Annotated in this window: 22 protein-coding genes; 8 read left to right on the top strand and 14 right to left on the bottom strand. The window is 67.8% G+C overall.

The genetic code is table 11. From position 1 onward, the window contains the following. Positions 1-72 precede the first annotated feature (72 nt). From ABD798_RS17740 to ABD798_RS17710, 7 genes are all read right to left on the bottom strand, one after another. Positions 73-1710, bottom strand: a complete 1638-nt coding sequence (locus ABD798_RS17740) for a hypothetical protein (RefSeq protein WP_344876108.1) — start codon at positions 1708-1710, stop codon at positions 73-75. Between the two features lie 147 nt (positions 1711-1857). Then, positions 1858-2259, bottom strand: coding sequence for a hypothetical protein (locus ABD798_RS17735; protein WP_344876106.1), 402 nt, complete (start codon positions 2257-2259; stop codon positions 1858-1860). A 104-nt stretch (positions 2260-2363) separates the two neighbouring features. After that, a complete protein-coding gene (locus ABD798_RS17730) occupies positions 2364-3629 on the bottom strand; it encodes an MFS transporter (protein ID WP_344876104.1) in 1266 nt (421 codons plus the stop codon). A 196-nt stretch (positions 3630-3825) separates the two neighbouring features. Next, positions 3826-5055, bottom strand: a complete 1230-nt coding sequence (locus tag ABD798_RS17725; protein WP_344876102.1) for a hypothetical protein — start codon at positions 5053-5055, stop codon at positions 3826-3828. Positions 5056-5061: 6 nt separating this feature from the next. Further along, positions 5062-5724: a hypothetical protein gene (locus ABD798_RS17720; protein WP_344876100.1), complete on the bottom strand. Its 663-nt coding sequence runs from the start codon at positions 5722-5724 to the stop codon at positions 5062-5064. A 904-nt stretch (positions 5725-6628) separates the two neighbouring features. Beyond that, positions 6629-7144 (bottom strand): hypothetical protein, encoded by a 516-nt coding sequence (locus tag ABD798_RS17715; protein WP_344876098.1) that lies wholly within the window; start codon positions 7142-7144, stop codon positions 6629-6631. A gap of 165 nt (positions 7145-7309) precedes the next feature. Continuing rightward, positions 7310-7786 (bottom strand): hypothetical protein, encoded by a 477-nt coding sequence (locus ABD798_RS17710; protein WP_344876096.1) that lies wholly within the window; start codon positions 7784-7786, stop codon positions 7310-7312. Positions 7787-8302: 516 nt separating this feature from the next. Here ABD798_RS17710 and ABD798_RS17705 point away from each other — a divergent pair. Together ABD798_RS17705 and ABD798_RS17700 are read left to right on the top strand one after the other, a co-directional pair. Next, a complete protein-coding gene (locus ABD798_RS17705) occupies positions 8303-9628 on the top strand; it encodes a helix-turn-helix domain-containing protein (protein ID WP_344876344.1) in 1326 nt (441 codons plus the stop codon). Next, positions 9625-10323, top strand: coding sequence for a 2'-5' RNA ligase family protein (locus ABD798_RS17700; protein ID WP_344876095.1), 699 nt, complete (start codon positions 9625-9627; stop codon positions 10321-10323). Before ABD798_RS17705 ends, ABD798_RS17700 begins: the two co-directional genes overlap by 4 nt. A 136-nt stretch (positions 10324-10459) precedes the next feature. On the opposite strand, the gene ABD798_RS17695 is transcribed toward ABD798_RS17700, so the two are convergent. From ABD798_RS17695 to ABD798_RS17675, 5 genes are all read right to left on the bottom strand, one after another. Continuing rightward, the gene (locus ABD798_RS17695) at positions 10460-11272 is read right to left on the bottom strand and encodes a hypothetical protein (protein WP_344876093.1); all 813 of its coding nucleotides are present in this window, start codon (positions 11270-11272) and stop codon (positions 10460-10462) included. Between the two features lie 370 nt (positions 11273-11642). Further along, the gene (locus ABD798_RS17690; protein ID WP_344876091.1) at positions 11643-12056 is read right to left on the bottom strand and encodes an Imm1 family immunity protein; all 414 of its coding nucleotides are present in this window, start codon (positions 12054-12056) and stop codon (positions 11643-11645) included. Between the two features lie 2 nt (positions 12057-12058). Continuing rightward, a complete protein-coding gene (locus ABD798_RS17685) occupies positions 12059-12673 on the bottom strand; it encodes a hypothetical protein (RefSeq protein WP_344876089.1) in 615 nt (204 codons plus the stop codon). An 80-nt stretch (positions 12674-12753) separates the two neighbouring features. Continuing rightward, positions 12754-13164 (bottom strand): hypothetical protein, encoded by a 411-nt coding sequence (locus ABD798_RS17680; protein ID WP_344876087.1) that lies wholly within the window; start codon positions 13162-13164, stop codon positions 12754-12756. Between the two features lie 257 nt (positions 13165-13421). Continuing rightward, the gene (locus ABD798_RS17675) at positions 13422-13760 is read right to left on the bottom strand and encodes a hypothetical protein (protein ID WP_344876085.1); all 339 of its coding nucleotides are present in this window, start codon (positions 13758-13760) and stop codon (positions 13422-13424) included. A 914-nt stretch (positions 13761-14674) separates the two neighbouring features. Here ABD798_RS17675 and ABD798_RS17670 point away from each other — a divergent pair. After that, the gene (locus ABD798_RS17670) at positions 14675-14917 is read left to right on the top strand and encodes a hypothetical protein (RefSeq protein ID WP_344876083.1); all 243 of its coding nucleotides are present in this window, start codon (positions 14675-14677) and stop codon (positions 14915-14917) included. 82 nt (positions 14918-14999) lie between these two features. Continuing rightward, a complete protein-coding gene (locus ABD798_RS17665) occupies positions 15000-15935 on the top strand; it encodes a helix-turn-helix domain-containing protein (RefSeq protein WP_344876081.1) in 936 nt (311 codons plus the stop codon). Between the two features lie 52 nt (positions 15936-15987). On the opposite strand, the gene ABD798_RS17660 is transcribed toward ABD798_RS17665, so the two are convergent. Both ABD798_RS17660 and ABD798_RS17655 read right to left on the bottom strand, forming a co-directional pair. Beyond that, positions 15988-16809 (bottom strand): helix-turn-helix domain-containing protein, encoded by an 822-nt coding sequence (locus tag ABD798_RS17660; RefSeq protein WP_344876079.1) that lies wholly within the window; start codon positions 16807-16809, stop codon positions 15988-15990. A 67-nt stretch (positions 16810-16876) separates the two neighbouring features. Further along, positions 16877-17098, bottom strand: a complete 222-nt coding sequence (locus tag ABD798_RS17655) for a hypothetical protein (protein WP_344876077.1) — start codon at positions 17096-17098, stop codon at positions 16877-16879. 1011 nt (positions 17099-18109) lie between these two features. Here ABD798_RS17655 and ABD798_RS17650 point away from each other — a divergent pair. The 4 genes from ABD798_RS17650 to ABD798_RS17635 all read left to right on the top strand — a co-directional run bounded on the left by ABD798_RS17650 (position 18110) and on the right by ABD798_RS17635 (position 21473). Further along, entirely contained in the window at positions 18110-18925 is an 816-nt protein-coding gene (locus tag ABD798_RS17650; protein ID WP_344876075.1) for an EndoU domain-containing protein, read from the top strand. Further along, entirely contained in the window at positions 18922-19269 is a 348-nt protein-coding gene (locus ABD798_RS17645; protein WP_344876073.1) for a hypothetical protein, read from the top strand. Before ABD798_RS17650 ends, ABD798_RS17645 begins: the two co-directional genes overlap by 4 nt. Before the next feature lie 776 nt (positions 19270-20045). Further along, on the top strand, positions 20046-20396 hold the full coding sequence (locus ABD798_RS17640; RefSeq protein ID WP_344876071.1) for a histone-like nucleoid-structuring protein Lsr2: 351 nt from the start codon (positions 20046-20048) through the stop codon (positions 20394-20396). A 177-nt stretch (positions 20397-20573) separates the two neighbouring features. Next, positions 20574-21473, top strand: coding sequence for a hypothetical protein (locus ABD798_RS17635; protein ID WP_344876069.1), 900 nt, complete (start codon positions 20574-20576; stop codon positions 21471-21473). The last annotated feature ends 332 nt before the right edge of the window (positions 21474-21805 follow it).

Below are 21805 nucleotides of genomic sequence, written 5' to 3'. Positions count from 1 at the left end.
TCCTTGGTGTGAAAGGGAGAAGAAGTCAGGTGAGTGCCCGGGTGGTGAAGGAAAGGTGGCTGGCGCGGTGGGTCAGAGAGGCCAGTCGGGTGTGTGACCGTCGCGGATGAACTTCAGCGACCACGACACGTCGCGGGCGCGGGGAAGAAAGGCTGTGTCGTAGGCGTCGAAGGCGTTCTCCAGGCACTGGGTGGCCAGCTGGACATCGCCTTGTATGTGGGCGAGACGAGCGTGGATCTCCATGGCTCGGCCTCGATCGGCGCCTGCCTCCGGGACCCCGGAGGCGTCGAGAAACCGGTGCGCCGTGTCGAACTCGCCCGCCAGCAGTGCGACGTCGGCCTGTTCGATGAGCGCGAGCGGGTGAGAGGCATCCTCGGGCGGGGTGTTCGCCGATGCGGCGAGCTGCTCGCCGATCGCTGCGGGGATGGGCAGGGTGCCGGGACGCAGGTGCGGTCGCATGCGCGGATTCCGTAGTGCCTGCAACGCATAGTCGGCGATGTCGCGGTGCCCGCAGGCGAGGGCGAGTGCTGCGGCACGGCGCAGCGCGAAGGTCCCGGAGGCGAGGCGACTGTTCGCCGTGATCACGACCTCGCCTGCGAGCGGGGTCTCGGGGACGGGATTGGCGGTGGCGGCGTGCCAGGCGAACCAGCCCTGCCACAGCAACGCCATCGCCCGCGCGTCGTGCCGCCGCACCAACGTCGCTGCCTCGAGTGCCGCGCTGATAGCGGATTCCCAGGAAGAATCCGGGGTGTCACACGCTGGTTGTACGGCTTCGGTCGCGGCGAGGATCAGCAGCGGATCACAGGAACCTTCCCGGAGTGCGCGTTCCGCTTCTTGACACAGTGTGGTGCGGTGCCGCGCGAAGAAGGTGCGTGCCCGCCGCGGCGTGTCCGCGACGTAGGTGTCCAGGTCGATGTCGAAGGGCAGGTCCAGGTCCTGGACCAGGCGAGGCCACGGAGGCGACAGCAGCGTCGAGGCGTGCTGTGCGGCGCGGATCAGAAACAGCTCGGCGCGCTCCAGGGCGGCACCGTGATCCACGCCCGGTGGAGGGTCGAAACCGTCAGGGATGTCCTCGGCGGTGTCGACGGCGTACTCACCGGAGAGGGGGATGGCGAGACCGAGCTCGACCATGGTGGCGAAAGCAGCCTGCACCTGGGCGGCCGGGCGCAGCGCGAGCGCGCAGGCCTCACCGACGCTGAGCACGCCCGCGGGGTTGTAGCGCTGCCACAACGAAAACACCTCGCGCACCGACTCTTCTTGTCCGGCGAAGACCTCCGGCGAACACGGCCATGGTCGCTGCACACGCGTCCCGGGCAGCTGGCGTGCCGGAGCGGGCTCGTGCGGCGGGAGCGCGAGGGCCAGCGCGGGCAGGCCGGTGACGTGCACGCGGGCATCCGCCGCGCGGTCGGCGAGCTCGCGCGCCACAGCGCACCAGCGCTGGTGTGCCCACACCGGGTGCTGTTCCCGAGGACGGCTCGACCACATGTCCCCGAAGCGGGGCGTCGGCGGCGTGGACACCCGGGTCGCCAGGCGAGTCATCAGCGCGTCGATGACCTCCAACACCGCCGGTGTCGTCTCAGCGGCCGCGAGCAACACCTCATCCGCCACCAGGGCGGTGGGGTCGAGGTGGTCGAGCAAGTCGTGGCAAACCTGGGACAGCTGCCGCAGCAGCGCTACCTGCTCACTGCCGGGGGAGACAGGTGTCTTCACGAAAGGTCCTTGTCAAAACGTGATCCACGCGCACGCCAGGACGGTGTGCGGCGTCGATGCTGGGAAAGGAAGGTGGTTTTCTCGATGGCAATCTGGCCTGATGGACACAGACGAGAGGCCAGCAGGAGCGCAGGGGGTGTTCTCTTGTCAGGTGATCAGCTGATCGCAGGGGCCACGGAGTGGTTCCTGGGGTGGCTCCGTGTGGATGAGGGTCATCGCGCGTCCACTGAACACATTTCGGGATTGAGCGATGCCTTCTTCGACCCGCAGGCCAGGCGGGATGACGTTGCCGCCCAGGGTGAACAGCAGCGGGGAATCGCGCACCGCCTTGCGAAATCGTGGGCTCGGCATGAACAGCGGAAGCCAGGAGTGACCGACCATCGCGATAACCCCTAGCGAGGGGCCGCAGGCGAACTGCAACACATCAGGGTTGATCAACGGCAGCGTTGCCCACCGGGCCAGCGGATCGAGGTCATCGACCATGCCCAGGAGTTCCGCGGCCTGTTTCCACTTGCGCGCCTGAGGGCGAGACTGCGGGAAGGTACCCATGTGCGGTACCCACGGGTGCCCGGGGGCATGAGCCACGGCGCAGACCCACGCCTTGTCTCCGTGGAGCAAGCGTCGAAGGTCGGCGCACTCGCGCGGTTCGGACTTCACCGCTGTGTTCTCCTCTGTTGTGCGGGAACGTGATTTGGGGTCGCGGGCAGAGCGCGCACCTGCCGCGAGACGCCCGCGGCGAGGGTGGCGAGGGCGACCACGGCCGCGCAGCCCACCAGCACCGGCGTGTAGCCGTAGGCGGTCGCGAGCGGTCCGGTGCCCGCGAGCACGAGCGGGGTCAACGCGAGGTAGCCCAGCTGATCGACCGCCGCGATACGGCCCTGCACCTCCTCCGGGAAGGACTGGCCGAGCGTGGCGTGCCAGAGCGTGCGGGAGAACACGGTGCCGACACCGACCAATCCCATGGACAGCGCGGTTATCGGGACGGGGGCGTCGAGTGCGAGAGCGATCATCGCGCCGGGGTAGAGCACGGCGCTGCCCACAACCCAGCGCAACGGATACCGGGGCTGGATCATGCGGACGGTCCAACTGCCGATCAGCGCACCGAGTGAGGGGGCGGCGATGATGACCGACCACGCACTCACCCCACCCAACTGGTCGTGCGCGGCAACGGGTCCCAGAATCCCGGTCACGGCCCCGAACACCGCGATGCACGTCGACACCTGCAGCGAGGTCAGCCACACCCACCGGTGGCGGCGGACCGGCGCGAGCCCGTCACGGATCTCCCGCCACAGACCGGGCCGCGAGTGGTCGGTGGCCTGGGCTCGGTGATGGGTGGGGAAGCGGGCGGCAGCGATCATGAGCGCGCTGCCCGCGTAGGAGGCGGCGTCGATCGCCAAAGCCCACCCAGGGCCGAGCGTGCCCACCACAACACCGGACAGCGACAGTCCGAGCAGCAGGGCGAGGCTGGTGGCGGTCTGCATCACCGCATGCACGTCGGTGAGCTGGTCGGCCGGGGTGATCTGGGAGAGGACCGCGCGGCTGGCCGGGTTGAACAGCGGCGCCGTCACCCCTGAGACCCCGGCGAGCATGGCCAGCGCGGTGAGGTTGGGAGAGCCGGAGAACAACTCCCATGCCAGCAGCGCGGAGGTGACGGCGCCGACGACATCAGCGGCGATCATGACCCTGGCGCGCGGATACCGATCCGCCCACACCCCACCAAACGGGGCCACCAGCAGCTGCGGCACGGCCATCCAGACCAACACCACCGCCGCTGCACCGGCACCCCCTCCCGGCAGCGCCAGGACCGCGAAAGCCAACCCGACACGCGAGAGACTGTCACCGAAGGCCGACAGCGCCCGCGCCAGACACAGCCGCCGCAGTCCGCGCACCTTCGGGACCCGGAAGCTCTTCGCCCACAACGATTTCCACCCACGGCGCCGCGCACTAAGCGGCGGGGTGTGAGCGGAGTCGTCGAGACCGGATGGCGGTGGAGGAGAAGTGGTGGGGGAGGACATCGTGGGAAGCGCTGCTTTCAGTGTCAAGGCACGGCACACCCACGCATCTGGGACGTTCGGGCGCGACCGGGCGTGCGGCGTGCAGGGGTGAGGGGCGGGGCTAGGTGGTGCGGCGACTGGGGATCACCGACCGATCCGCCGCCCGCAGCAGTTGGACTTCGGCTAGGCCGTGGTCGGAGCCGTTGCGGCGCAACACCGTCTCCGCCTCCTCCAGTCGCTTGGTGATCGAGGAGTTCGGGTGGTGTGCGAGTTGCGTGCGGCACCGGTACAGCGCCAACTCGGCGCGTTCCAGCTCACCGAACACTCCGAGGCCGGCTGCGGCGGTGAAGGAGGCCAGCGCCGCGCGGTGATCGCCTCGGGCGTGCTGGCAGCGGCCGAGCAGCACCTGGGCGCGCGCACGCTCCCACACGGCAGCACCCGCATACCCCTCGACCACGCCGGAAGCCAAGCTCAGCGCGGTGGTGAGCTCGCCCTGGGCGAGCCGGATCTCGGCCAACAACGCCGCGCACTCCAAGCGCCCCGGGGTGTTGCGCAGCTGCTCGTAGAGAGCCTGGGCGGAGCAGGCAGAGTCCACGGCCAACTGCAGGTTGCCGGTGCTGGCGTGCGACAGGGCCAACCGCAGGTGCGTGCCAGCCTGCAGGGCAGGATCACCCAGAGCGGCGGCGGCGAGGTGAGCCACCGACACCAACCGGGACCGCGCGGGCCGATCCTCGCGTCGAGCCCAGAACTCATCTAGCAACGCCACGAGCGAGATAACCCGGTGCAGCGCCTGGCGCCCACGCTCAACTCCACGCTGGTTGCTGGCCGTCAGGACCTTCTTCTGCGTGGCCAGCCGGATCGCCGCGGACGCATCAGTCACCACCGCGTTCACGAGGGTTGTGAGGTTCGGTAGCTCCTCCTGAATCCAGGACAGGGCAGCCACTGGAGAGGAGAAAACCGAGCTGGGACGAGGCGCTCGCCGCGCCCGAACACGCCGCCCGAGCAGGAGCAGGTCAGCGGCGTGGCCGAGCTGTCCCTCGTAGTGGGCGGTCACCGCCTCCAGCACGCCCGCGCGGGAAACTCCGGTGCGCAGGGCCAGGACGCTGACCGGGCTGGTGATCCTCCACCGTCCCAGAATCGGGCCGTCCAGCAGCCCGCGCTCGGTCAGCTCCGTCAGCACCTGCGGGGCGCCGCCCGCTGCGTGCGGCAACGAATCCAGCACGGACAACAAGGCAGGGGTCAGGGTGACGTCCTCGATCAACGACACACCCAGCAGCGTCCCACGGACGCCAGTGGGCAGCACGGCCAGATGGCTCTCGACCGACCCAGGACGAGGCGTGAGTTCAGGCATCACGATCTACTCCTCACCAACAAACTCAGCAGCAACTGGAGTCGTGCGCAGCCGTCCGGCACGCGGATCACCCGCAGCCTCATACAAGCCCTGCGCCAACGCCAGAAACTCGCTCTCCGCAACGGAATCACCCTCAAGAGCGGCAAGATCAGCGCTGATGTCCGCCCACCTCGCCTGCACCTCCAGCGCGCCCAACACCGCGATCGGGACCTGCGCCGCGTTCAGCGCGATGCGTGCGGCCTTCGGGTCGTTGGTGAGCAGATGGGCGCGAGCCCGTTCGACCTCTGAACGGGCTTCCTCCAACGCCTCGCCGAGGCGACGAAAGACGTACGCGCTCGCCGACAACACACCGCGCGCGGCACGGAATCGCTTACGCGACATCAGTGCGCAGCCGACCTCGCGCCGCCACCGTGCCAACTCGGCAGGGGCGAGTGCCCCGTCGGAGAGCAGATGGAGACGGACGTTCTTGTTCACCGCCCACCCTTTAGCACCTGCGGTGGCCAGTCCGTGCGCCACGAAATGCTCCAGCGCCTTCGACACCGCCTCGGGGCGATGAGAGGTGAGCGCGGTGGCCAGAGCGAGGTCGACCTTGCCCGGTACGGCCGCGAGCATCCGCACCACCGACACCAGTTGTCTGTCCATCGTGGACAAACACTGCTCGATCCTCACCGCGACCCCTCGCCGCGATCGTCCGAGGACGGCGGGTACAGGGGGCGGTCGTCGTGGCAGGTACACCGGCGATCAACCACACCCACGCCGAACCACCGCGCCCCGGACAGGCGCAGCCACGGGGTGCACGCCCTTGCGGGGCAACGGATCTCGCGCAATGACGCGAATGCCCGCCATCCCGACGGCGGGGAAAGTTCAGCGACAGCGGAGCACCAGCACGGGCATCGTCGCGCCACCGCCGATGCCGTACCGGTCGACGTCGGTGCGGGAGTTCCGCAGCCCCCGCACAGCAGATCCACCACGCCTGAGCGCGACACGATCTGATGTTCGATGCCGGAGTCTGCTTGCAGCGCAAGGCGACTGGACTGCGCGTCTTGCAGTCCGGAGCGCAGCACCGCGCCGCGCGCGGTCGGCTGGGCAACCGCTTGGGAGGCGGGCATCACCTGATACCACAACGGAATCGACACCCGACACCGTGCGATCACGCCGATCTCCTCCGTGCTCAAGCTCTGGTGTGCGTCGTGTCGAGGAAGCCGTGCAACGCCTCGGGCCCTCAGGACTGGGGAATCGTCGCGACGGGTCATCGGAGGCAGGCTCAGGACAGCGGCCAGGACCAGGTCCCACGGGCCATCCGCCGACCACGCCACGCGCCATGCCGGACACGAGGCCGCTGCCAGTCCGACGATCGCGGGCGCCTGCTGGCACCGGGCCGCGCGCGCCCGACCCTCGTAGTGCAACTCGACGGAATCGAGATACCCGCGCCCGGCAGGCCGGGTGAAACGCTGCCCGACAACGACGTGCTGTCCTGATCCGATCATCGGAGCCCCCTCCACAAAACCTTTGTCCCGTAGTAGATCCACCACTTGCTCCGCGTGAGCACGCGAGACCATCGGCAACCACGCCGTCACCACCAGCCCCCGCGACGCTGTGCCTCCACCCCGATCGCCGCCGCTACCTCAGCCCGGATGACGATCCCGCCCGCACGGCGCTCGACCGGAGCGTTCGGGGTGAACATGCCCAGCTCCGCCGCCGCGACCACGCCGGGTTCGGTGATGTCACGGCCGATGGAGCGCGCTGAGCGCCATGCCCGCATCGCCGCCGACACCTCACCCACTTGTGCGGCCCACCACCCCTGCCGGATCAGGCACTTCGCCACCCCACGCAAACAGCCCTCGCCGTAGGCCACGTCCAGGACGGTGTTCTCCAGCCACGCCCACGCGCTACAGGACTCCACCCACAGCCACCCCAGCTGCTCGGCCACGTCGAGCGCGTCGCTGTTGCGGCCCGTCTCGACGGCGTGCCGAAACCGCGCGAGCAGCGGACCGCACGCGGCGGGAACAGCTCCGCTTCCCTCGAAGGCTGGGCCCTGCTCGGGCGAGCAACGGGGGACTGGTGCGAAGGTGATGACGTTGGTAGGCAACAGAAAACCTCAACCGTGAGAAGAACCCCTCCGGGGCGCGAGCGAAAGCGCGCCGCACCGAGGTCCTAGCGACAGCGGAGTGCAAGCGACCGCAGTGTCCACACCGGGAAACCCCGTCAGTGACACGCACCGTCCACTCCAAAGAACTCGCGGACGCCCCCAGCTCTAACCCGAAGAGGAGGCCGGTTGCGCCGAATGTGCGGCTGCTCGCCGTCGAGCAGTTCCAGCCGCCGTGGCTGTGCCCGCTCGCGGAGCCGGGATCGCCGCAACAGAGGAGTCCTTCCCGCCGTTGCTCCACGGGTCCTCGGCCAGCTTCTTGCGAAGCTCCTCAACGGACTCGCCCTCCGAGTGCTCACCGCGCGGCGTCGATACCGACCTCCACCGCGACATCACCGCTCCAGACATCAAGCGGCGCAACCAACACGCCCGCTTCGGCCGCGCTCGCGCCGCTCGCAGCGTGGCCACACACGCCGGGCAGTCGCGGCTCTCCAGCGGGCACGCGTTCGGCGCCGTGGTCCCCTCCACGCCGCACGCGCTCACCAGCGCGCGCGAGGGGCTGCGCAGGCACAGTTCCATGACCTCGGGCGTGACCAGGTGTGTCTGGACCGCGCCAGGGCCTACCAGGATCGCCGTCGTGATCACGGCCCGTCGGGCACGAGTTGCCGGATGCTTCGGGACATGGGAGTGAAGCAGCGGCGGCGATGGTTCGGCGAAGCCGTAGGGCGGCAGAGGGACTTGGTGCGTGCTCGGAAAGTCCGGTGCCGCGTTTGCGACTGCCGCCGCCTGCCTACGCAGCAACGCAATGTCAGTCTCGTTCGGGCGTTCCCAGCGCACGTAGCCGTCCATCACCTTCTGCGGCTGTCCGCCAGGGGTCTGTTCGGCGGGAGAGGGCATCACAGCGCCTACCTCTGTCGTCAGCGAGGGGACATGGGTGGCACCTGGACGCCAGAACTTTCGCGGTTGTGCGGGCAAGATTCGAGGAAGAGAAACCCGCCCGCCTCCGTTCGGGGGAGCCGCCAACGTCCAGATTCCTGAGGCCCACTCAAGCTCGCCACTGAACTGTGGGTAAGTGTGTGGCGACGCATTGCCACACAGACAGCCACCTGCGACTACGCTCCAGGGGGGAGCGATCGCGGCGACACTGGACAGGTGAACGAGATGACGCGGGAAGCGGCACCAATCGCCGAGGGCCGCCGCACCCTCGGTAAGCGACTCGCCGGATTCCGCAAGGCCGCCAATCTCACGCAAGCTCAGCTAGGGGCAGCCGTGCACTGCCACCGGTCGACGGTTGCGCACCTGGAGATCGGACGCGGTCGTGCAGATGAAGGCCTGTGGAGGCGTGCCGATCAGGCCTGCCAGGCAGACGGCGCGCTCCTCGCTGCGTTTCGCGAGTTCGAGGCGCAGCGGCAAGCTCACCTGCACCAGGCCAAGATGGTTGAACTGGCCGCCGTGCACGAGCGCCTTGAGACCTGGCGAACGGTGCCGCTTGGCGCGGACGAGCCCCTGTCTGCGAACGGAACCGGTTCGCCTGGCCAGTCACTCGCTGGACTCATCGACGTACTCGGCCCAGCCCAGACGCTCACCACTGCCGCCGAGTACACCAGAGGCATCATCCAGCGGTACGAACTGGAGGGGCCGCACCGCCTCGCCCCGGAGTTGCTTAGCCTGCGGCAGCTCAATCAGGAGCTCGGCAAGCGCATTGAGGACGCCGACCGAGCAGCGCTCACGAAGCTCAGCGCACAGCAGGCCGCGTTGCTGGCCTACATGGCAGTAAACCTCAGCCGGTACGGCGACGCCGATCACTTCGCGTTGGAAGCAGGCCTGCTCGCAACCGCACTCGGCGACACGTCCATGCTCGCGTGGATCAAGGGCACGCAGAGCTTCACGGCCTACTACCGCAAGCAGTACCGCGAGGCGCTGGTCCTTGCCGAGGCTGGCGTGGAGATCGCGGGATCGGATGCTCAACGCATCCGCCTGCTGTCGAACGGCGTGGCGCGGGCAGCGGGCAAGCTCGGAGATCGGCGAACGGTTGAACGCACCGTCACTGAAGCGCTCGATCTCGCTGCCAGGGCAAACGGACCAGTCGGCATGGGCTCGTGTATCGACCTCGAACCGTACGGTTGGGCGCGCACTGCTTCGAACGCTGCAACGGCCTACCTCGCCGTTGGCGACTACGCGCGCGTGCTGGAGTTGACCCAGGAACTCCGGCCGATCGTGGCCGCCTCTGAGTCTGACTGGAGCCGATCGCTGGTCAGCCTGGACGAGGCAACCGCCTTGACGATGAGCGCCCGCGCTGACCTGGAGCACGCGGCAGCAGTGGGTATGGAGGCCCTGGAGATGTCGGCCGCCAAGCCGATAGCTTCGGTCGGTTCTCGGGCGCGAGAGCTAGCGATGAGCCTGCACCAACGCGGCTGGGGACCAGCAAGCGTGAACTTCCTGGACGCAGTACGCGAGTGGAATAAACCAAAGGAGATCGGTCGGTGACATTTCCGGCGCAGCCCCCTCCCAGTCTCGATGACCCTACGGTTATCCAAGCCCACGACTGGGAAGCGTTTCGCAACGCCGGACACATGCAAAACCATTGGAGCCGCGCCGTATGGACAGTTCCGCGCAGAACCTATCACTGGATGCTGTCGTTTCATGACGCACCCCACGTGCGAGAGCTGGCCGCGAAATGTCAAACCAAGATCGACCGCCTCGACTTCGACCTCATTCCGCTGGACCTCATCCATCTCACCATCGGGCGAATTGCGTTCACCGACGAGATCGACCGCGCGACCATCTCGCGGATCGCTGAGGCAGCGCAGGACAGTTGCGCCTCACTGCCCGCGTTTGACCTCACAGTAGGGCCGCTGACAGGCTCGCGTGGCGCACTGCGCTACTCGGTTGCGCCCTGGTCGCCACTGCTCGAACTACACAGCCGCTTAAGTGCTGTGACGAGCGAACAGCTTGGAAGTGTGGAACGGCTGGACACCGCGCGATTTAGGCCGCATATCAGCATCGCCTACAGCAATGCGACGGTGACCGTGGCCGACGTGCTTCCGCTCGTGAATAGGCTGCGCGCCTTCGGGGCGGCGTCTGCCAAAGTCACTGCGGCCTCCTTGGTGGAATTGCGGCTCGACGACCGCGTGTACCGTTACGCAGAGGTGGCACGAATTCCCCTCGTGCTCGTAGGCTAGAGGATTTTGTTGGACTTGGTTTTGAGGGCGATGACGGTGCCGCTGGAGTTGTCGCCGAAGGCGCTGTCCAGCTCCTCGGTGGCGGTCACTCCAGGCATGCCGAAGGTGTGCAATCAGATTTGTCGGATGTAGTGTCCTAGATGATGAGGACTCCGAGTGCGACTGCCACAAACATCCATCCAAATAAGCCAATTAGGAGAGCCAGTATCAGTAGCATGACTGAGGTGGATGTGCTGCGCATGGCTTCGTGTGGAGATTTGCCACTCAGGTGGACTGTGAGATGGCTTCCGATCGTTGGTCGGAGCGCATGGCCCGTGCCCCACACTTTGCGCGCGACGCCGTCATCGCCGATGTATTCTACTAAAGGAAAGTAGCCACTCTCAATCGCCTCGGGTGACCTCGTGATGTCGACCACGGGGCCGCTGATAGTCCATGAGCCCTTCCATTTGAGAATGAGGTCGGCGAGCCCGACCAGCCCTACCGTGCCTATGCATACACAAGCGCTGGTAAACAACGGCAGCTGGATGGCTCCGTAGGTTGTCTCGAACGGCCCCTCGTTAGCGCGAAGCAGTACCACTACCCCTATAACTACCAGTGTCATGCCGGTGGCCGCCAGGCAGTTCAAGAGCATTACCAGCCCGGTTCGGTACGGTCGGACCCGAAAGGGCATGAGCGGGTCGGGATCGGGATACACCCACAATACGTCGCCCGCGTTCACGGCGAATCGTTCCTCTTCTTCGGATAGAAATGGCATGACGCGTGCACCTTGTGGCAGCGTGAGTGGTACCAGTTCGCAGCGCTGCGTGTGTGCCGAATCAGAACTGCGGGCAACTACCTGAAAGCGACGTCGGTGATTAGCTAGCGTGGTGCGCAGCTTCCGTCCGGCGCCCAATGTGACGGCGAGACCGAACAAGATGAAGGTCAATGAGGCTAGCTGCGCGAGTTCCACAGTGCGCGACGCTAGTTATGGAGGCCACCGTTGGCCAGATACTTCAGTAGTGCTCACAACGCGGTGCAACCGGGAACCGTTCCTAGCGCTGCTGCGTCTGAACATTCCTGCGAGCCTGGTTCAGTCGAAGCCCATGCCGGAACGCGCTGCCAACCAGCGAGGTTCCGTCCCTCCTCGCTTCCTACGAGGAGGAGTAGTGCGACAAACCTCTGCCCAGCAAGAGATCCACCGGGTGCTCCGTGTGAGCGCGCGAGACCAGCGGTAATCACGGCGTCACCGCCCGCGCGACGCTGCGTCTCCACCCGGACCGCGTAGACGTCTTGCTTAGTTAGCGTGAGGCGCGATCCCGGAGTGTGGTGGTCACGCTGGGTCAGCGAAGCTTTTGCCACACAACAGTTTCCGGTCGTTTGCCGGTGGTCACGTACTCGTGGACTGCGGCGCGGATCTGGGCCAGGGGGATGACGGCGTTGGTGGGGAAGTCGTGGCCGGTGCCCATGTAGTCGTAGGCCACGATGTCCCAGCCGGAGTCTTGCGGGGCGCTGCTGCACCACACGCCGTCGTGGTCGCCGCACTGCATGACGCCGACGTCAAGGTCACCGCCGAGGCCGACCAGGAGGTCGAGGGTGGGTGGCCAGACGGTGGTGTCTTCGGAGCGGACCAGTGAGGCCATGGTGGCGCCCTCGTCGGCAACCAGGCGGTCGAGGAAGGCGTCGATGGCGGGCCCGTCTTCGAGGACTTCTCCGTCGCGGTTGGTGACGTCGTACCAGACGTGCAGCGCGGTCACGCTCAGCGGTGGTGGGCGCCGCTTCCTCGGTTGGTCGGCGCGGTAGGCCACCGCACTTCCAGGACGACCGCCGTCCCGGCAACGGAGCGGTCCTCGTGCATGGTGATCACCTGGCCGGGTTCGAGGTGCTGCCAGTGTTGCGGGGCAAGAGGAGCGAGCCGTGCGGAGGCCTGCTCGCCGGGGGCGAGGGAGGGCGTGTGCTCGATCCAGAGCCGAGCGATGTGGAGGGCTGGTTCGCCTGCCGGAGTTCGGTTTCCGATGTCCCACATCGGCCGCAGGACGCCGGGGCTGGGGATCGGCTCCTGTCGGCGGGCCTCGGTGGCTGAGCGGAGGGTGAGTTCGGCCCGGACGATGCCGTTGCGGGTTTCGTGGCAGCGCCAGCGGCACCAGGCCGCACTCGTCTCCAGCCGCATCTGCTCGGCGGCGGTGGCCAGGGTTTCCCAGAAGCCGAGGGGGAGCGGTTGGACGTCTCCGAGCTCCTCCAACAGGTCGAGGGCCACCTCCCACTCGTTGTGGTTGAGGTAGTCCCGGACGTCGGCCACCGTGATGTCGAGCTCGGTCACGCTCCCCTCGGGAACGAGCAGGGCAGCGGCTTCCAACAGGTCGGGAACGTCCACGCTCGTGATTCTGGCCCAGACCGCGATCCTGCGCGCACGGTTTGCTCGCCGCGCTCTGACAAGAGGTCCGCGCAACCTCATCAGTGCTGTATGCCGATGCCGTGCGGTGCGCAGAACTTGGCGAGCTTGTCCGGGTCGATGAACGCGTAGGTGGGGTGGTGGGCCGTGATCTCGACGAACCTGCGTTTGTCCTCGTCGTCGTCCGGGGTCAGGAACTCGGCGAAGCCCATGATCTTGACGTAGTCGTACCATCCGCCGTCGACCTCGAAGGAGAAGTAGTAGTTCTCGCCGGCCGACAGGCTGACCTCGACGAGTGGACCTCCAACGGGCCCAACACCCGCTACCGGGTCTGCGGCCTCCTGCGATGGGCCGTCCAACACGGCTACGCACACCCAGGCCAGGGGCCGGACACGCATCGGGCTGTCGGTCCGGGCGGGATCACTGGCGGGATTGAGCGAGTTCCACTTGATCAGCGCAGACACCGTGCTCATGTAAGAACCGTGGGGCGGAGTTGAGCGCCGCGTGGGTCACCAGTTCGCAGTGGTCGGCGTGACCACTGGGCAAGATCGACCCCAGGATCGCGGCGTGGGAGCCCACCGTCGAGGAATGGCGTGTCACGGACGCGGACCCTCGGCTGCTGCCCCTCATGTGGACAGTTTGCAGCGGTGCGTTGTTTTGCCCGCTAAGCCCAGTGGGCGACCCGGCTCAGGCTGCTGTGACTCCGCCAGAGCGCTGCGCTGAGGATGCCTCAGTTGTCGTCCCTGGCGGTGAACCGGCGGAGCATGTCCAGGTCAACGTCGAGCGTGAAAGGCCAGTCGCCGTTGCAGATGATGTCGGCTTCGACGGTGACGTGGTGGCCGTTGATCTCGGTGATCGTGCAGTGGATGTGGGCTTCGCGGGGGTAGCCCTCTCCGAGTTCGAGTTCGGCGTAGTTGTCGAACATGGCGGTCTTTTCCAGCGCCGGGTGGACCGTGCCGTGCCGGTCGGTCAGCTCGACGTGGGCTACTCCTGGCTGCGGGTCTCTGTCCCATCGGACAGCGGGCGCTATCAGCAGGCAGTGCTCGCCCTTGATCGGATTCCATGACATCGCCGAATAGTAGGCAAGCACAGCCTGCGGTCGAAGCGATTTCGGGGAAGGCGCAGACACCGTGCTTGTGCCACAGCAGCGTGGAAAGCCAGCCATCATGGCCTCGGCGGGACCGCGCGGCGTTATCGAGTCGGTGCGTCCAGGCGCGGCTGAGCGGCTTCTCAGGGCGAGCGGGTTCTTGTCCTGGAGACGACCCCGCACGTGCCCATGACCTCCCCGCGGTGCTGCTCAGCGCCCCACTCGACGACCGAGCGATAACCCCCGGACCATCGTCACGGACAGCCTCAACGGCTCAGCGCGTTGAACAAGCACGACGACGGTGACCGAGCGGCGCGGCGCGGAAGTGCGCCGAGGAGCAGAGGCGCGCCGACGAACAGCCTGTGCGAGATCATGGCGTGCGCACTAGCGCGGCAGGGACCGCGAATGCGCCGACACTATCGAGACGCACGGGAGGCACGGTGCACGGTGAGTCCGCAGACGCGCTGCCTGGCAACCCCACGCCAGCCCCGGCGCGTGGGTGCGCGCCGACGGCGCTGTTCCGCTGTCCCTCGTGCGGCTCGGGCCTGAGATCGGATGCCGAGAACCCCGCCGCGCTGTTGTGCGGCAACGTGCAGTGCTCTCACGCCGGATTGGGTTGGCAGCTGTGGCGCGTGCAGGACAAGCGCGTCCGCCGAGGAGACGATGCCCCAGCCCCGGACACTGGGTGGCCGCGTCCCCTCCTCGCCGGGCACGGCGACCCTGACAGGTGCCCGCCGCGCCCGCACCCGTACGTGACGGTGGTCAGCCACGGGCGCGCGTGGTGGAAGCTGTCGCACGGCGGACGCCGGGTGCGCTGCCAACGGGAGTGGTTGTGTCAGGTGTGCGGTGAGCCTTGCCCGCCTCGCGCGTGGCTGGTTCTGGACGGCGCCACGGTCTTGAGTGACGCGCCGGTGTGCGGGCGGTGCCTGCGCCTGGCCAGCACGGTGTGTCCGTACCTCGCTGGCGCCGATCGGCTGCGCGCGGTCGAGGTCAGTCAGGTCGACGTCCTTGTCGACGGCTACCCGTGGGCGCAGGAGGCGGTAATGGACTGGCCGCAGACCTGGAGCGTGCCCGAGGAGATCGCCAGCACTGCGGCGCCCCTGCCCGAGGCCGCGCGCTGTCCTGACCACACGCGCTGACCGACGCGAGCACCCGTATGGGCGAAGCCTCACGGGCGCGGACGCTGGCGGAGGCTCTTCCTCGCACCGGCGTGGGTGCTTAGTGTGTGCCCATGAGCAGCCAGGACGTGCCGGGTGGGCCACGGTGACCGGCGGCGGGCATCCGTCGCGGCCGGTGCGCGCGATCGGTTTGGCCGCCGAGTTGGGGCCGCGGCTGCGGGTGCTGCGGGAGGATTTCGGTATCGACGCCGCAGCGATCGCGTTCCAGGCCGAGGTGGAGCTGGCGACCGTCCACGGGGTCGAGGCCGGTGACATCAGCCCGGACCGGCACACAGTCGAGACCTACCTGCGGATGGTCCCCGGGCAGTCCGTCGTCCACGACGACGTCGTCGCGCGGTACCTGGAGACGTTCTGGGCCAACGGAAAACCCCGCAGTCAACTGCTGATCGGATCGTCGCGGCATGCGCTAGAGGAACGTGCCCGGACACAGCGGCTGCTCACCGGCGCCTCTGACAACGACAGCATCGAGATCGCGCTTCTCGACCCCGGTCGAGAGGCCGTCGGGCGGCCAGAGCCGACAACACCTGAGCAGTGGTGGCCCGACCCGGACCAGGTGCACACCCGCGCGGACTTCGCCGCAGCCCTGTTGCGCATGAAGATCAGCACCGGCTTGAGCTTCGACGCCCTCGCCCGACAAGCGGAGGTGACGCGCTCGGCGTTGCACAGCTGGTGCAGCGGAGAGCGACTGCCCGCCGAGGAAGGCAAAGTCGTCTCCGTGATCCAGGCGTGCGGTGGCAGCGACACGGCCTGCGCGGACTGGGTCCAGGCGTGGCGCCGGGTCAGCACCGCCGCCACGTCCACCGAGGCAGTATCGAACGAGGACGGCCTGCTGCCCGAGAGCACACCGAGCCCGCCGCAAACCACGAACGCTCGCCCGACCACGGCGTGGTGGACGGCGATGAACACCTTCGCCGCCGGGTTCCTCGCCGCCGTGCTCATCGTCCTCGCGACCGTGCTCGTCGTGCTGACCACGGCGTAAGCGGCGCCCCGACAACCGCCGGGGCACCGCTCACCGTGCCGCATCGCCATCGCTACGACGGAGGTCGCAGCCACACCGGAGGGGCAGCGGCCATCACCCCGATCAGGATGCCGACGAGCAGGATGACCGCGATCAGCACGACGACGCTGAGGATGATCGTGACGACGCGGATCCGGACCACTCGCTCCAACAGGGACACCGGCGCCGCCCGCGCCGGAGGCGGATCACCCACCTCCTCCGGTTCGTCCTCGGCGCCCGCCGGGTCGACCGTGGCTGGTGCGACCGGCTCGGGGGCGTGGGCCAGCCGCTGCCAGGCCCGGGACCACTCCGCGAGGTAGCCGTCACCGGCTCCGCAGACCACCACCAGCTGCCGGGCGTACTCCCAGCGCGGCAGGGTCGGCATCGTGCACACGTTGCCGAAGGTCGAGCGCGAGGCAGCAGCCGCAGGCCCCCACATCGCGCTCGCCCGCTCAGCTACCAGCGCCAACGAGTACCCGCTGGCTTCGCGGAGTTGCCGCAGCCCCGCGCCGAACTCCCGCACGGCCGTGAACCCGCTGGGGTCAGGCCACGGCTTCACCGGCGCGGGCCGGCGCGGAACCTGGACGGCCAGACGCGCGTGCGGGCTGGCAACGAGCTCCTGCGGTCGTCGCCGAGGGTCCTCACGCCACCGGCGATCCAGCTCATCGACCACCAGGTGGTGTCGGTCGATCCGGAAGTAGGCCTCCACCAGCGCGCGTGGCGGCCACTGCCTGCCCTCCTCGATCTCGCTGAGCTCAGCTGGACTGAGCGTGCTCCGCTGCAGGACCGTCTCCGGCGCGACGCCGTGGCGCAGCCGCAACCGGCGCAGGCTCAGCCCGACCGGATGCTCAGGCACATCGGCCAGCCAATGCCCGCGAGGCAGCCGACGCGAAGGCGGTGGAAGGCGATCAGGGGTCACCGGCTCACTCCACAGGCGGCGAGGAGGTGTCGCGGCGCTGGAACTGCCGCGCCAGCTGCGCACTCAGCAGCGCCACCGCCGAGAGCATGCCCACCGCCGTCGACAGGTCATGCCCCCGAGCGTCCAGGTACAGCACGACACCGAGCACAACCAACCACAGCAGCACGCGCGCGCCCGCCCTGTCCTGCACGACACGCGTTCCACAGTTCCTGAGTGAGACCAGCACTGATCGTCCTTCTCTGACATTCATCGATGGGTTGACACGCAGAAGAGCTCTGGCGCCCCCCGGAGAGACGCGGCCTGATGCCGCAACCCCGGTTCCAGAACTTTCGATCACATCATTGCCCACTCCATCGAAAACACGAAAATCGGAAACCTTCGCGTCCCGCGTCGCATCACGATGGTCGTCCATGAACACGCTCCGGCCGCCGTGGACGCTGAGTGGACGTCCACCCGCCCGCCTTCACGTGCCCACCATTCGCCCGGTTTGCCCAGGTCAGGGTGGCGTGGACGGGCGTGGACGATCCTGGACGTCCACCTGGCTGGTGTTCACTGTCAAGCTTTGTCACCCTTTCCTGTTCGACTTCCTATCAATATTTCAACTGTCGCGGGAAAACCCTGCGCCGCTGCCGTACTTGCCCCTGGTGTCGCTGTGATCGCTGGCCATCTCCAGTCGTCGACACCGTGCAAGATCAACTTCTCGGGAATGTTGCCGAGGGTGCATGGAAATGCAAGTTGCGTTTGTCGAGATGTCGGGGTGCGGGATCGATGAACGGTCGCAGCCGCCCTCGGCCAGTAAACCGAGAAGCCCGGAATCAGGGGGTCGATAGCGCCCAGCGGTCGCTCGCGCGCGCCGAAACGAATCCAGTCGGGCAGGCGCCGACACTGCGACTGATCGGCGGCGCGACATCCGCCGCTTCACGCCCGCGACCCCGGCGCAATCACCCTTGATCGACGGCCACGCCGCCACCCGCACCGCTTGATGCGGAGACCGCACTCGACGGCGAACCCGCAACCGGACTGCGTTTGGCGGCGTCCATGGACGACCACCTCAGGTGAAAGCCTGAAGCCAGACCCGAAACGGGTGAACCGACTCACCTCGCCCCGCCGCCAACCCGATCCCAGCAAGGCATTCCCGTAACCACCCCGTCCTGCGGACGGCCACCGCCTCACACCCGGACCCAGACGAGGCGAGGCCGAAGAAACCCATGCCAGTACGACAGAAAGCGGTCGCGCCATGGCCTCCTGCGGAGAACTCGCGGCACGCCTGCGAGCCATCGCCGCGTCACTGCCGACACCAGCGCTCGCCGCAGCCGCTCACCGAATCCAGGCAGCCGCACAGCTCCTACGACGCGCCGAGGGCGACACCGAGACCGAGCTCCGTCCCTGCGCGAGCGCGCTGGAGGCCGCCGCCTCCCGTCTGCACGCCTCCGACGACCAACTCCGCCACGCCGCGGAGTGGATGCGGTTGTACTGCACCGACATCCTCGGCGTCCCCGCTCACCACGACCCCACCACCGACAACGGAACAGCCCGGTTCACGCCCGTCACCGAAGCGCTCGCCCAGGCAGACACGGTCGGCGTGATCGCCCTGCCCGACTACCTCGAACAGCACCTCTTCCACGGCCACTCGCGGTACCGCAAGATCACCGGCTACCACCACCGCCACGGCGGCCTCGACCGCGGCCGGATGCGCATCACCGATCGCCAGCAGCCCGACGACCACGGCATCTACCGGGCCACCGTGCTCGGCCCCACCACCACCGGAGCGAAGGTGGCCAAGGCCCGCACCACGTTCTTCCCCGACTCCTGGCCAGCCACCGAAGTCCGCCGCGCCGTGCAGGCAGCCTTCGCGCAGCGGCGTCCCGTCCGCGACCGAGACGGAGCGATCATCCCCGCCAAGTGGGAAGGCACCTATCGCGGCGTGACCATCGTCGGATACCTACACTCCAACGACGTCGACCTCACCACCGCGACCATCGCCGACGTGGGCAGCGCCTTCCCGCTCCGCCGCACCACAACCCCGCCCAGCCCAGGAAGGACACCACCATGACCACGCCACCCATCGAGGTCCTCGCCGACGAGCGCTACGGCGTCCGCGTGGTCGTGCAGCCCGTCCACAAGCCACTGGATCAGCTCGTCCACGACGACCTCGCCGACGACCCCGACTTCCTCACCGAGATGCTCACCGCGGCCGAAAACCCCCAGGTGGCGACGTGGGAGATGAGCGCAGACAACTGTCAGGTCGCCATCACCGACACCCGCGTCACGATCACCAACCCCCACAACGGCCAAACGACCCACCTCGACCGCGCCGAGTTCGCCAGCGTCCTGCGCCGCGTGGCCGAGCGCCTCGACATCGACGTTCCCAGCCCAGGCGCCGGCTCGCAGGCATGAGGGAAGCCGCTGCGTGCTGCCTGTTTCCTGACAGCGTCTCGACCTAGGCGTTGACGACGACCGGCAGCGAGTCACCGGTGGCGGCGCAGCCAACCCGGCCACGAGAAGGTCGAGGCCCCGCTCGGCGACCGCGACCCCGACAGCCGTGTTGATCACCGCAACTGTCGCGTGCGCCAGGGCCGCCGACTCGGTCAGCGTCGTGCCCGAGCAGCGTCGCGGTCCAGCCGGCGGACGGCAGGCGTGCAACTGCTCGATAAGGGCGTGCGCGATCGACGTCGCCAACGCAGCGAAGCGCGACGGCGACAACACAGACAGCAGGAGAAAGCGCCGTGCGCCGCCCGCCCGCGCTCCGACCACGTCCTGCACGGCGAAATCGCTCACTCGCGCGCCAATCGGATGGTCCCCGGTCACCCTCCACGCCAACTCCATGGCAGCGGCCTAGGCATCCCATGACTCCATGACATCTCGACACGGCTCGTTTCTCGACGCCGCCCGCCTGTGTCACGTCACTGTCACTCCGGACACCCTAGAGAAGGTCGCCGGTGACATTCCGGTGATGCACATTTCGGTTCGCCTGGCACCGCTGGTCGGAGAGCCCGGGAGGACCACATCGTTCTGCCTGTTGCCCACTCAATGCCTTGCCAGGCTCTCGACGAAACCAGTCAAGTCGCTGGCGCCCACTCGATACTGCCTGAGGGCTTGTAGCTTGCCTCTCGCGGGAGTTGCTATTCTCAATCCGAGAGAGACTTTCACGCATTCCTCAAGGGGGAACCTCCGTGGCACAGCGCACTTTCGTTCAGCTCATCGACGACCTCGACGGAACCGCGGCCGATGACATTTCCCGCATCGAGTTCGCCGTCGACGGCGTGACCTACGAAATCGACCTGAACGAGGGCAACGCCACCAAGTTGCGGGACTCGCTTGAGCCGTTTGTCGAGGCAGCGCGTCGTGTCGGGGGCCGCGCCAAGCGTGGTACCGCATCGAGTGGCGCCGCCGGGTCGGGGCGCACCAAGGACGAGATCAGGGCGATCCGCGAGTGGGCCAAGACCAACGGACACGACGTGTCCGATCGAGGCCGCATCCCCAGTACCGTCATCGAGGCCTATCAGGCCGCCAACTCGGCCTGAGATTCCACGTCAATGAGTGCTGCTCGCCATCACGGCGAGCAGCACTCATCATGAACGCGCCTCGCTTCAACGGCCATGATCAGTGAGCGCCGCACGGCCTAGACCGTGCCCAGGCACGGGGACGATGTGACTACCCGCCGGTCAGAACCTTCCAGGCAAACACCCGAACCGGACGTGGTGCCCGCGCCAGCGGTAGACGCTGGGGCGAACTCAGCGGCTTCCGCCAAAACCGGTTCCTGGGTGACGCTCACGGAGATCGGCAGCATGTTCGCTTTCGTCGCAGCGCTCGCCTATGCCCTCGGCTACACCGCCCAGGATGCCTTCTACTTCGAGTTCGGGCTCAGCCTCGAACAGGTTGGCATCGACAAAGTGGCCGCGCTGTTCCGGCTGACCCCGCTCGCCTTCATCGTGGCCATCGCCGCGTGCCTGTTCGTCGCGATCACGGTGGCGCTGGTGGAGCTCCTGCTCCGCCGGCGCGGTGCCCGGCTTTTCCGCCACGTGCCCGCTGTCGTCCTCACGCCGGCGATCCTCGGGATCGCTGGACTGCTGGCGCAGCTCTCCTCCATTCCGTTCGTGCGCGGCGTCGGCGTGGCGATCTTCGTGTGGGGCGTGGGTACGGTCGTGTGGTTCATCTTCGATGCGCTCATCGGACGCCTTGTCGCGATCATCGCGGCGGGGGTGACCGTTGTTGCCTGTGCCGGAATAGCGCTCCTGCTCTGGGTTTCTGTCACCGCCGTGGAGATCCGGGATCGCGGGTTCCCTCTGGCTGAGCCCGTCATGCTCAGAATGGTCGGCATCCGCGTGGCCATGGTGGACCTCCGCTGGAAAGACCCAGCCCGCCGACCACCCGCCCTCGCGCAGCCCGCTGGTGCTTCGCCCGGCCAGCAACGGCTCCTGCTCGTCCTCAACGAATCCGGCGGCCGGTTCACGGTCTACGACTGCGTCAGCAAGCAGGTGTTCCGCATCAGCGACAGCGACGCCGACATGGATCGCTACCTCGGCCCGCTCTACGGCGACCGGCGAACCGAACCCGAGTGGGCACCCCGGCTCCCGCCGTGCCTGGTCCGCGACTCCTAGCGGCCGCCCACGACACCGACCTGGCGCAGCCCGAACCGACAACGGGGCAGACGGGGCGCTAACCTCGCGCCGTGGTGATCTCCCTCGATCCCGCCAGGCCCGCGGAGCACGCGTGCTGACCTCCTTCGGCGCGGACGCAATCCCCACCGCGTACCGGGAGCCCGAGCCAGCCCTGGCCGAGCTGTTCGACTGCCTCACCTGCGACACGCCACTGCGCCCTTGCTCAGCAGGTCCCGGCACCCTGATGTGCACCACTGCAGGGTGTCCGCAGGTCTGGGATGTTCAGCACCTGTGGCAGATCCAAGACGAACGTGTCCGCCGCGGCCTCGACC

The organism is Allokutzneria multivorans, from assembly GCF_039537405.1.
Lineage (GTDB): Bacteria > Actinomycetota > Actinomycetes > Mycobacteriales > Pseudonocardiaceae > Allokutzneria > Allokutzneria multivorans.
This window is presented reverse-complemented; position numbering and strand designations above follow the sequence as displayed.

Coding starts and splice junctions, on each gene's coding strand:
- ABD798_RS17725 (WP_344876102.1), bottom strand. CDS start 5,055: ATGCCTGAACTCACGCCTCGTCCTGGGTCGGTCGAGAGCCATCTGGCC.
- ABD798_RS17680 (WP_344876087.1), bottom strand. CDS start 13,164: ATGAGCACGGTGTCTGCGCTGATCAAGTGGAACTCGCTCAATCCCGCC.
- ABD798_RS17645 (WP_344876073.1), top strand. CDS start 18,922: ATGACCACGCCACCCATCGAGGTCCTCGCCGACGAGCGCTACGGCGTC.
- ABD798_RS17675 (WP_344876085.1), bottom strand. CDS start 13,760: ATGTCATGGAATCCGATCAAGGGCGAGCACTGCCTGCTGATAGCGCCC.
- ABD798_RS17650 (WP_344876075.1), top strand. CDS start 18,110: ATGGCCTCCTGCGGAGAACTCGCGGCACGCCTGCGAGCCATCGCCGCG.
- ABD798_RS17705 (WP_344876344.1), top strand. CDS start 8,303: ATGACGCGGGAAGCGGCACCAATCGCCGAGGGCCGCCGCACCCTCGGT.
- ABD798_RS17735 (WP_344876106.1), bottom strand. CDS start 2,259: ATGGGTACCTTCCCGCAGTCTCGCCCTCAGGCGCGCAAGTGGAAACAG.